The sequence below is a fragment of the Serinicoccus shuyuelongi genome, assembly GCF_045032955.1.
Taxonomy (GTDB): Bacteria; Actinomycetota; Actinomycetes; order Actinomycetales; family Dermatophilaceae; genus Ornithinicoccus.
The window spans coordinates 1-11,071 of the sequence record NZ_JBJFZU010000011.1 but is presented as its reverse complement, the minus strand read 5'-3'; the positions used below and the strand labels follow the sequence as shown (position 1 = coordinate 11,071).

The following is an 11,071-nucleotide window of genomic DNA, read 5'->3' as shown; positions in this document are numbered from 1 at the left end:
CGCCGTGTTCGCACACTTCGAGCCGGTCGTTCTCGCCTCCGACGAACCGTGGCGGGACGACGTGTTCACCGGGTACGCCTTCGAGGGATCCAGTCTGATCATCGGGGAGGACGGATATCGAGACTGGAGCCAGGCGCGCGATCGAGCTCTCGCGTCTCACGAGGACGGCTGTTACCTGCACGTTCGACAGACGGAGGGTCGGCTCGAGGTCTCCGGGGACTTCAAGGGCTACTGCAAGGTCTTCGTCTACCAGTCGGGGGATCGGTGGGCGGTCTCCAACTCCTTCGTCCAGCTGGTCGATGCTGCGAAGTCGCGCGGATGGCCGGTCACCCCGAACGAGCACGTGCTGGCAATGTGGTCGAGAACGGCGTCGTTCTGGCAGCAGCTCGCGACGTTCCAGACCGCAGCAGCCCCGATCTCTCTTCTGCCTCGCCAGAACGTCTTGGTGATCGACCGCGAAGGTCGGATCACGCAGCGGGAAGGGGCACAAAGTCACCCCGAGGCCAGGCAGGGGCCTTATGAACTGGCGTTGTCGCGATTCCTCAACGTGTGGATCGGAAGAGTGGGGACCTGTCTCCGCGGTGGTGGCGGCCACCTGAGTACCGAGCTCTCAGGAGGCCTCGACTCCCGGGTGACCCTGTCGTTGATCCTGGGGTTGCGGCAGTATTTCCCGATCGACCTGAGTCGTGACTTCTCGGTGCGGTCGTCGCCCCTGTTCCCCGTGGACCTCGAGTGCGCTCAACGGATCGCTGATGTCTACCGGCTGCCCTTCAACAAGAGGCCCGACCGGGAGGGGGCAGGGCTCGTGTATGTCGACCCCTACGAGAGGTGGCGCGACTTCTCCCTGGGGAGCTACGCACCGCACTACTGGCCGGCGCGCAGCCATCCGCAAGGGTATTTCAAGGTCGGCGGACACGGCGGGGAGGGCCACCGTGCCTACTGGCCGTACCCGTCGCCGCATGCCGTGCTGGAGCGAGCAGCGGGGGGTTTCGCTTCCGGGCAGGTGTTGGACAGGGCGAAGGACTCCTTCGACCAGACCCGCGACATCCTGGAGCGGAGCTACCCAGGACTTCCCCCGACCGTCGCGCACTACCAGGAGTTCCGGGACCGCCTCCACAGCGGCCTCCATGCCCAGAACACGATCCGGCTCCAACCGTTGTCGAGTCGACACCTGTACCGCGTAGCGCAGCACTCCGGGGCCGCCGCCCTCGACCGAGGGCAGATGCTCTACGACATCATGTTCCAGGTTGCGCCGGGTCTGGCGGCGATGCCCTACGACAAGGAATCCAAACGCCCAGGCGCCGAGGTGATCAGGAACGCTCCTGGTCCCCTCGCGCTGAACCCCATGAGAGGTCGCGTGTTCGGGCTGAGTCATGACTCCTATGGGCCCCGACGCCTGGAGGTATCGCCGTGGGCGCGGCTTCGAGCGACCTACGAGGAGGCGCTGAACCGGCTTCCGCACGGCCTCGTTTCCGAGGACGTCGTCGAGAAGGCGCAACGAGTCTGGCGAGATATCGACGATGGCCGACTGAAGCATTCACGGGACGGTGCCGCCATCCAGCACGTCGTGCTTGCAGACGTGGTGGCCGGGTAGCTGTTTCCTCCGCCCGGCGGAGTCGACGGGGCACCCGCGGGCGGGGAGGCTTCTGGCGCGGTCGTCCAGCAGTACCGGCTTGTGGATCCGGTCGCGTTCAAGTTCTTGGCTGTCATGAGGTCGGCGATGGTGGACTTCCTTCACCGACGACGCTGGCTGGTCTGCGTCGTGACCCTGGCCGCCCGGCGTTGGGTTTGACGACCACGGTTCCGAGCCGCTCGGCCCATGATCACGCCGTCGTAGCGTGACCGGGAAGGGACAGATGTGATTCGGCGGCCCTGATCCCGAGTCCCTTTGGGTAGTCGAAGTTGCCCTCTGCTATTGCAGTCACCTCATACATTCACTGATCGAGTAGTGATTTTGCCCTTCCGCTTATCGGGAAGTTCGAACCGTGCGGGGGCGTCGACGGCGTCTGGACGTCGGCAGAGTTGTGATGTCATGACCCATAGCGGTCTGGTTCGGAGTGCCAGTCGCCTGGGGGAGTGGAGCACGGACACGATGGTCTTAGTCATGTCCCAGCGTCCTTCTGCGTCTGGCCCAGAGAACGGCCCGTCTCGGTTCCGCCGTCTCGTCGGTCCCCTCGACGAACCGGGGGTTCCCATCCGTACGGCACTACTCCGCGTCTCGCGAACGTGCAGGTCGAGAGGGCGTGGTCTCGGGAATGGAGGCTCTCGGGACCCGGTCAGGTACGGTGGTTGTGTCCCGCTACCGCTCGAGAGAAGACGTCAAACCTGTTTGGTCGGCATGCCCAGGAATCCCGTCCAGGGCACATGTCGGTTCTGCAAGCGTACATCTCCACCCCAGGGCTTCACTCCGTCTTGCTCTTGCCACCTCGCCGAGCAGGCTTTGACGTCTCACTCCCCAGCAATATCGATTGAAGGGTAGAAGTGAGCACACCATGACCACACTGAAACGACGCACTTTCCTGCAGGCGTTCGGCTTTGCGCCCCTCGTTCTGCCAGAGCACCACCCCGGAAACGCTAATGGTTCAAGGCTCTCCGACCTCGTGCCCTCCCCCGACGACCCCCTTCCGTCGACGTACTCATTGACAGGGCTGCCGCGACGGGTCTTCGCCGAGGGCGGCCTGGACTGGTGGTACGCGCCGCTCCCCACCGACGCAGCGCTCGACCCGGCGTCGCCGCAGAAGCTCGACTTTCTCATCCAGACCGGTATCAGCTCGTGGGGTTCGGTGCCCATGGGCTACCCCTCGTGGGCGGTGAACAACTACAACAACACCCCCAGCGTCCTCGTCATCGAACCTGGCGACGCCACCGTGCCCCTCGTGCTGCGGCACCCGCCGGGCGGCCCGTTCGGGGAGCACCTCATCGATATGTTCTCCGACGCCAAGGTGCCCGCCGACGCCGTCATCCTCGCTGGTGGAACGGATGGCTTCGTTGTCGTCTACGAACAAGCCACCGACACGTACTGGGAAGGGTGGCAGGTCAGGTGGAACGCACCTGGATACCCAGGGTGGTCCGTCTTCCGGGGTCAGCGCATCCAGAACGCCTCCACGAAACTCGGCCGTGCCGAGCCCTACCAGAACGGTGCCGGCGCCCCGTTCTTCTACGGAACGAACGCGGCCGGTCTCGCGCAGGAAGCAGGCTTGATCAAGGCCCAGGAACTGCAGGAGGGCTACATCTCGCACGCCATCACCTGCGCGATCCCCGTCCCCTGTGTCGCGGCCCGCGACATCCCCACCCCCAACGCAGGCATCTCCCACCCCGCCGTCCGCTCGGACGGTCAGTCCACGGAGCAGCACGCGATCCACATGGGTCAACGGATGCGTCTGCCGGCGTCGCTGGACATCGATGCGTTGGATCTGCACCCCGTGTGCAAGACGATTGCCAAAGCCTTCCAGGAGTTCGGGTGCTTCGTCGCTGACCGCGCCGGCGATATCTCGTTCTGCGCAGAGAACCTGACAGACCTGCCCGCCGGGATCTACGACGACCTGTTCGCCGGTGCCCAACCGCACGACGTCTGCTGGAATCCACCCAAACCTGGCGGCGGCAACTACCAGCCCTTCCCGTGGGAGCACCTGCAGCTGTTGGAGTTCGAGACCACGCTTGAGGGTCTGCCCAGGTAGTCCGCGGCCGATTCACCTGCACGGCCCTGGTGATGGGACAGCAGCACCGCGAACCGGTGGCTCCTGCGAAACTGAACGGCGCAAACGTCGTCAGTTGCGGCGTTCAGTTTCCCGCGCGCTGACAAGCATCTCCTCGACGATCGCTGCCGCTACCTCGACCGGTTCGCCATAGGCGGGGATGTGGTGGACGGAGATATTAGCCGCAGCGTTGACCTCGAGGACGGCGGCGCTGGAATCATCGGCCGGTACATCGGCGATGAGGTCGACGCCGCCGCAGCCCATCCCGGGAATGGCTCGGGCAGCGGCCACCGCCAGGGCGGCCAGGCTTGGATTGAGGGCATCTGTGATGTCGACGTTCTCGCCGCCCTGGTGGATGTTGGCTGCATCGTTCAGGACCACCACCTGGTCGGCTGGAGGGATCGACTCCATCGTGAGACCGGATCGGCGGAGCCTGGCCGGGTCGGCGACGATGGGCATACGGCTCAGGTAGCCGTTCGTCTCGCGGATGTTCTGCTTGGATCTCACGAGATCCTTCAGACTGGTGGCACCGTCGCCCACCACGAATGGTTGGATGCGGGTGGTGGCAGCGACGACACGTCCTCCGACCACATAGGCGCGGATGTCCACGCCGGCCACCTGCTTCTCGGCGATCAACGGGAAGTTTCGGTCAGCGCGTTGGCGACTCCAGGCTTCCTTGAGGCCGGTGACGTTCGTGATGCCGGTGATGACACCTGATCCGCCTCGTCCACGAGAAGGCTTCAGGACGATGGGACCGCCCTCCATCCGCATGAAGTCAGCTGCTGCTCGGTAGTCGTCAGGACCGGCCACCATCCACGGGGGGGTCGCGACCCGAGCTTCGGACAGCAATGTCTTCGTAGCGATCTTGGATTTCGCGACCTCCGAGGCGACAGACCCGCACAGCGTTGGCACCATGCGGTGGATACCGCCCACACAGACCACCCCGTCGAAGAAATAGAAGCCTTCCTCGACCTCGACCACTCGTAGTCCACGTCTCTTTGCCGCGGTGACCACGAAGGGCGTGTGCGCACCGCGTCGGAGATCGGCGTTGAACGGGAGGCCCGGATCCGTCAGGTAACTGCGGATGAAACCTTCGACCGGGTCCGGGGCCGACCGCGAGGGTGCAATGGTCATGGGTGACGACTCGCTACCCGAGCCGCTGACTGATGGCCTTGAGGAATTGCGCATTGCTGGGAGCCTTGTGTCCGGGACCCCAGTCGACACGTTCTACCGTCACGCGCGCGCCGGGTAGCGAGCGCGCTACTTCTTCGAGGGGGGCGACGTGACGTTCATCATGGCTGTCGCCGGTGTTGGAGATGATGTGCGCGGAGACGGACAATCCGGGAAGAGTCGACCAGTAGTCACCGACGCTGACGTCGACCGGAGACCCCTGCTGATCCGGCGCGACGCCGCGGCAGGCATACAGGGCGCTCTCGACGACCCTCGGTATGTAGCGCCGAAGGTCGGTCTGCGGGTTGAAGGCAAGAGCGTGCGACCGGGGGATGCGAGCGGTGAGATGCAGGGCCGCGAAACCACCGCCGGAACCGCCCACCAGGAGCACGCGGGTGGCGCCGACCGCTTCTCGTACCTCCTCGATGATGCCGCTGACGGCGCCGCGGCCGTCCACGTCAGGAGATCCCAGGTACCACCCGAGCGTCAGCGCCCTGGAACGATCGAGACTCGGGTCCTGGATCAGCAAGAAGGGTTGGGGAGCCTGCACGGAAGAGGTCAGACCCGGAAGGAAAGGAACCCGCGTCCGCGCGCGGTTGATGGCCCCGTGAAGGCGGACCACCAGGGTGTCTCCCTCTCCCGCGCGCCCGACCCACGGGACGAGCAGGTCTCCGCTGACCTGGGCGCCGAAGGCAAGCTCTCCACTCCGCAGGAGATCAACCGCCGCGTCGTGAAGATGTAGGGGCCGTGGGTACCCCGCCACAGCGACAGGCTTGTCATTCGTGGGGAGAGCAGGCAGCCGGTGGGGCAGCACAAGGGCAGGGTCCCAAGCAGCAGGCCGGATCGCCGTACCCACGACATCGATGAGGGCACTGCGCACCGAGTCCTCGTCAGCCGCCGCGCCCTCCGTGATCATCCGGGCCAGTCCTCCGGCAAGGACCCGCCGAGTCTCGAGACGACCGTCGTCCACGACCGCCTGGCGCGCATGGTGAACTGCCTGTGCCGCGGTGTACGCGCCCTCCCAGGGACGTGCGGATCCTACGCCGGACAGTCGGTCGATGATGTCTGGTCCGTGTTTCGCCGCCCCGCTCCTCGGGGGCACGTACGTCAGCTCCACGCCATCCCGACTGATCGTCATGGGGTACTCCTGGTTCCCCACCTGGACGACGAGAGCGTTGCTGCTGGCCGAACCGTGGCTGTGCTTGACCCGGAGGACACCCCTGTCGGCCTGACCCACGACGGTGACGTACCGGAACTCGGTGCCGCCTCGCACCGCTGAGATCTGGAATGCAGGCGTAGGGCGGGCACTGCTGTCCTCGACGACCCACCCTCGTGCTGGGTCGTGCTCTCCTCGGTGCAGGTGGAGGAACGGCCGGACGCCCGCCCAGATGATCCGGGCGGTGCCGTGGGGTCCGGTCAGGGTGAATCCGTCCTCTTCACGATCCGCTCGGACCTGGGACCCCAGCTGCCAGCGTTGAGCTGCTCGGATCCGCGTACGAGAACTGACGTCATCCACGACCACCAGGAACTCACCGCCTCGGTGGAACACGACCCGACGCCTGATGGTGACTCCGTCGTAGGTGTCGTCCTCTATGTGCGTCACGTCAGCGTCGGTGCTCGACAAGGCGTGGACGAAGCGCACCTGCCCGTCTGCCTTCTCCTGCCTGTCGAGGATCTCAAGGCGGTTGTGCGCTGATCGGCTGGCCAGGTACTCCTTCAGTGGTTCGCATCGCGGTCCGGGGTCGACGAGCCAGTCCGTGCCCCTGGAGGTGTAGGTCACCGAACCTGCGTCCCGGTGGTCCGTGGTTCCGCGTGGATTGTCCCCGACAACTGCGTAGAAGGTCTCGTGCTCGAAGTCCTGCTCGAAAGCGCCCCACCCGCTTCGTCCGAAGACGTGCCCGTCCGGGTGATGGACCCATACATCGTCGGGTGGGTCGCCGGACGCGCCTCGCGTGCGGACGTACTGTGCTTCCGGCGTCGATAGTTCGTCCAGCAAGGCAGCCGCAGCGTCACCTGTCGTCTGAACGGATCCGTTCGGACGACATCGATGGATGTCGAGTCCAGGCTGCGTGGTCACCGTCGGGGGCTGCTCTGGAGGCGGCGTCGCGGAATGCCGGAGGATCTCCTCGGTCAGGCGCTCGTAGACGGGCTCGGTGTAGTGGAACGGGGCAACTCCCCAGGGGTGGTCCTCGTCCGCCATGACGTGAGCAGGCGGCAAGCTCACGACAGTGGCACCCGTCACGTATCGGACTGTCGCGTAGTAGTCGTCGTAGAGACGGTTGGCCCGGATCGGTGTCAGACCGAACGACGAAGGGGTCGACGCCCCGGTAGCGGTATGAGTTGCCCAGGCGGGAGCCAGGATCAGGGTCTTGCTCAGGAGACCGAGCGTCCGCAGTTCGTCAGCGAAGGTCCACAGGGAACGCAGGAACAGCAGCCGGTGCTTCCTGGACCCGAAGGGGATCAAGGGGGCGCTCTGGAGCTGCTCGTCCACTCCCGCCCGCATGCCGTCGACCGAGCGGGTCGCCACGGCATACCGCCGCGGTGGGGCGGCGAGTTCGAGACGTCGTAGGCCTAGCCGCTCGTCGCACAGGTCCCAGAGCAGAAGGTCGATGGAGTCGGCGTGCTCACGGAGGAGGGGGAGCAAGGAACCATGCCAGTCTCCTTCCAGCATCTTGCGCTGGAAGTCTGAGGACGTCTCGATATGCGGGGTCGGACGCGAGGTGGGGGGTGCTGTAGCGCTGACCAGGGACTGCCGGGCTACGTACTGCAGCAGCTCGAACTCGTGGGAGGGCAACCTCTCGAAGGTGTCCCGGGAGACGCAACTGCCGTAGATGAAGGTGCGGATCACACGGGTCAGCCTTCGAAATCGGGCAGTCGTTCACCGTGGACGAGCAGGTGCTCCACGGCGGCGATGCTGCGCGCCGCTGCTCTCCCGTCGCCATAGGGGTTCACCGCATTTGCCATCTCGGCGTATGCGGTCTCGTCGGTGAGCAAGCGGGTCACCTCGTCGACGATGCGCTCTTCGCCGGTGCCGATCAGCCGAACCGTGCCGGCGTCCACCGCCTCGGGACGCTCGGTGTTCTCGCGCATCACCAGGACGGGCTTGCCGAGCGAGGGGGCCTCCTCCTGGACGCCGCCCGAGTCCGTCAGCACGACGGTGGATGCCGCCATCACTCGCGTGAACTCGCCGTAGCCGAGCGGCTCGGTGACGATGACGTTGCCGAGCCCCTCGAGGTGGGGCAGGACCGCCTCCCTGACGATGGGATTGCGGTGGACGGGCAGCACGGTCGTGACGTCGGGGAACTCTAGGGCCAGACGACGCAAGGCGCGCCCGACACCCTCCATCGCCCCACCCCAGTTCTCGCGACGGTGGCTGGTCACCAGCAGAAGTCGCTCTTGGCCTGCGACGAGCTCGGACAGTCTGGGTTCGCTGATCGGCAGACCCTGCTCGACGGTGTGCAACAGCGCGTCGATCACGGTGTTCCCGGTGACGACCACGGTGGACTCATCGATGGCTTCGCGGAGCAGGTTCTGCTTCGAGGTGGGGGTCGGTGCGAGATGCAGCGCACTGACCTGGGAGGTGAGCTTGCGGTTTGCTTCCTCAGGGAAGGGCGAGTGGATGTTGCCGCTGCGCAGACCCGCCTCCACGTGGACCACCGGAATCTGCCGGTAGAACGCGGCGATCGAGGCGGCCGCGACGGTGGAGGTGTCTCCTTGAACGATCAGTGCATCTGGCCTCTCCTGCTCGAGGACCGGGTCCAGTCGTTCGAACACCTTGGACATGAGCGCGTTCAGTCCTTGGCCGTGTGCAAAGACGTTCAGGTCATGGTCCGGGACGATCCCGAAGATCTCGTTCACCTGGTCGAGCATCTCGCGATGCTGGCCGGTGACCACGGTGATGGACTCGAGACGCGGGTTGTTCTCGAGCGCACGGATGACGGGGGCCACCTTGATGGCTTCGGGGCGGGTCCCGTAGACGGTCATGACGCGCGCGGTCGAACTCATGGGTGCTTGCTCTCCTGGGTATGGGGTCGCAGACTTTCGACTTCCTGCTCAGCCTCGGACACGCCACGTCGCGAGTCGAGAGCCTTCTCCATCAGGCTATCCGCGATCTGGGTCTCACCCTTGGCGACATTCCAGGCCCACCATCGATAGGCCTCGGCCGTCTCCTCCGCTGGGCCGTCTTGGACCAGGGTGCCGTTGTGCAGCCACAGGGCACGAGTACAGGTCTCCTGGATCGTCTTCGCGGCGTGTGACACCAGGAAGACGGTGCCCGCGCGCTCACGGACCTCGGCCATCCGCTCCTCGGCGCGTTGCACCGAGGCCGCGTCGCCGGTGGATAGGATCTCGTCCAGCAGGAGTATCTCTGGCTCCGCCGCGGCCGCGATCGCGAACCGGAGGCGGGACGACATGCCGGAGGAGTAGGTGCGGATCGGGCGGTAGATCGCATCTCCGATGCCGGCGATCTCCAGGACCCTGGGGATGGTCAGCTCCACCCGGTCAGGCGTGAAACCCAGGGCCAACAACCCGAGCCTGGTGTTGGTGATGCCCGGCAGGTCCTGCTGCAGCGCAGCGCCCACGCCCAACAGCATGGGCTGTGATGTCGCGACGACTTCTCCGCGACTCGGCATGTCAAGACCGGCGATGAGCCCCAGCAGCGTGCTCTTGCCAGAGCCGTTCGTCCCGACGATGCCGATGGCTTCCCCGGAGTGCGCCACGAAGGACACGTTGCGCAGCGCATGCACGGTCATCTTCGAGCGCGGACGAGCCGAAGAGACAAGGCGACGCAACCGGCTGCTGCCCACCCTCACGCGCGGAAGGTCGGCCGCCACCTCGAACTTGCGGCTGACTCGGTCCACCACAACGGTAGGGTGCGGGGCGTCAGAGGTGGCCATAGCTCTCCTCACCCTGCCAGAAGTACCAGAAGCCCATGACGGGCGTGATGACGGCCCAGACCGACAGGATCAACCACGACCCCGTCTCCGGGACGGTGTCGTAGAGGAGCAGGTCCCGGGACATGTCCAGGACGAGGTACATGGGGTTGCCCTGGAAGATCGCCAGCCAGATGCCCTCGCTCACGAATCTCTCGATGGAGAAGAAGACCCCGGAGGAGTAGAACCAGAACCGCGCCAGGAAGTTCATCACGTGCTTGAAGTCTGGGACGGCTGCGCCCAGTCGCGCCATGTAGAAGACGACCCCGGCGTTGAACGACACCTGCAGCGCGAAGACCACGGGGAAGAGCAGCCAGGTGGGCGTGACCTGCGTGCCCGGCGGGATGACGAGCAGGAGGACCACCATGGTCGCCAGGACCGGCGCCATCGAGAGTGTCTGGCGCACCACCACGGAGATGGGGATGGCCGCACGAGGGAAGGAGAACGCCGAGGTGAGTCCTCGACTCGCCGCCATGACGCCCACCCCTTGGTTGAGGCAGGCAGCAGTAAAACGGAACAAGAAGATCCCTACGATGAGGAAGCCAGGAAAATTCTCGATACCCCTCGTGGTCTGAAGGATGAGCCCGAAGATGATGAAGTAGACGAGACCCTGGAGCAGGGGTACGCCGATCAGCCAGACATTTCCGAGGAGCATGTCGCGGTGACCCGAAAATGCTTTGGTGCGTGAGTCGGCGTAGATGAAGTGACGTCGGGCCCACAGCTGCCCGAGGTAGGTACTAAGGTCGGGACGCCCCCCCACTGGCCGGAGTTCTGGAGTCTCCGAACGTGGCTCCTGCGGTGACGTGACACTCACAGGCCCATCATCGCTGATAGACACGCACACGCCGAACCGGACCCTGCGCTGGATAGTCTGGAGCGGCCCGGTAGCGAGCAACCCAGGAAGGTCGCACCTTGAGTCGTCCCGCAGCCCGCTGGTCCCTGTTGTCCGCGTCGTTGGCCATCTGTGCGGCGGCCGCGCTGGCGATGTTTGTGTTGGCCCTCGCAACCGGGGCATGGCCCTGGGCTGCAGGGGCTGCGGGTCTGGTCGGCGTGACGGGTGTGCTCGGTGCTTCCCTGGCCCTTCGCCTCGTGGCGTGGCAGCGAGAACGCTTCAACGCCCTCTCTACCCGCATCTCCAACGTTCAGCACAGGGCAGACGAGGCTCGGGCGAGGACCGAGCCTCTCCGTGTGGGAATGGTGGAACTGGGCGAGGCGAGGGCGCGACCTTTGGAGGAGCTCGGTGACATCCGCCAACAGGTCGCAGAGCTCGAGTCT

At 65.5% G+C, this 11,071-nt stretch carries 7 protein-coding genes; 2 read left to right on the top strand and 5 right to left on the bottom strand.

Going from position 1 to position 11,071, the window contains the following annotated elements; genetic code table 11:
- Nucleotides 1-4 precede the first annotated feature (4 nt).
- On the top strand, nucleotides 5-1,594 hold the full coding sequence (locus tag ACI3EY_RS12965; RefSeq protein WP_405040644.1) for a hypothetical protein: 1,590 nt from the start codon (nucleotides 5-7) through the stop codon (nucleotides 1,592-1,594).
- 898 nt (nucleotides 1,595-2,492) lie between these two features.
- Nucleotides 2,493-3,677: a hypothetical protein gene (locus tag ACI3EY_RS12960; protein ID WP_405040643.1), complete on the top strand. Its 1,185-nt coding sequence runs from the start codon at nucleotides 2,493-2,495 to the stop codon at nucleotides 3,675-3,677.
- Between the two features lie 90 nt (nucleotides 3,678-3,767).
- On the opposite strand, the gene ACI3EY_RS12955 is transcribed toward ACI3EY_RS12960, so the two are convergent.
- From ACI3EY_RS12955 to ACI3EY_RS12935, 5 genes are read right to left on the bottom strand one after another with little or no spacing between them, the layout of a single operon-like run.
- Complete coding sequence (locus ACI3EY_RS12955; protein ID WP_405040642.1) at nucleotides 3,768-4,829, bottom strand: hypothetical protein; 1,062 nt, start codon at nucleotides 4,827-4,829, stop codon at nucleotides 3,768-3,770.
- Nucleotides 4,830-4,842: 13 nt separating this feature from the next.
- Nucleotides 4,843-7,713, bottom strand: a complete 2,871-nt coding sequence (locus ACI3EY_RS12950; RefSeq protein ID WP_405040641.1) for a DUF6270 domain-containing protein — start codon at nucleotides 7,711-7,713, stop codon at nucleotides 4,843-4,845.
- Nucleotides 7,714-7,718: 5 nt separating this feature from the next.
- A complete protein-coding gene (gene wecB, locus ACI3EY_RS12945; protein ID WP_405040640.1) occupies nucleotides 7,719-8,870 on the bottom strand; it encodes a non-hydrolyzing UDP-N-acetylglucosamine 2-epimerase in 1,152 nt (383 codons plus the stop codon).
- Nucleotides 8,867-9,760 carry an ABC transporter ATP-binding protein gene (locus ACI3EY_RS12940; protein ID WP_405040639.1) on the bottom strand — a complete coding sequence of 298 codons (894 nt, stop codon included), beginning with the start codon at nucleotides 9,758-9,760 and terminating at the stop codon, nucleotides 8,867-8,869. Before ACI3EY_RS12940 ends, wecB begins: the two co-directional genes overlap by 4 nt.
- Nucleotides 9,747-10,451 carry an ABC transporter permease gene (locus ACI3EY_RS12935; RefSeq protein WP_405040638.1) on the bottom strand — a complete coding sequence of 235 codons (705 nt, stop codon included), beginning with the start codon at nucleotides 10,449-10,451 and terminating at the stop codon, nucleotides 9,747-9,749. The genes ACI3EY_RS12940 and ACI3EY_RS12935 overlap by 14 nt, the downstream gene beginning before the upstream one ends.
- Between the last annotated feature and the right edge of the window lie 620 nt (nucleotides 10,452-11,071).

Excerpts from the sequence above, each read along its gene's own strand:
- ACI3EY_RS12960 (WP_405040643.1), top strand. The coding sequence starts at position 2,493 with ATGACCACACTGAAACGACGCACTTTCCTGCAGGCGTTCGGCTTTGCG.
- ACI3EY_RS12955 (WP_405040642.1), bottom strand. The coding sequence starts at position 4,829 with ATGACCATTGCACCCTCGCGGTCGGCCCCGGACCCGGTCGAAGGTTTC.
- wecB (WP_405040640.1), bottom strand. The coding sequence starts at position 8,870 with ATGAGTTCGACCGCGCGCGTCATGACCGTCTACGGGACCCGCCCCGAA.
- ACI3EY_RS12940 (WP_405040639.1), bottom strand. The coding sequence starts at position 9,760 with ATGGCCACCTCTGACGCCCCGCACCCTACCGTTGTGGTGGACCGAGTC.
- ACI3EY_RS12935 (WP_405040638.1), bottom strand. The coding sequence starts at position 10,451 with ATGCTCCTCGGAAATGTCTGGCTGATCGGCGTACCCCTGCTCCAGGGT.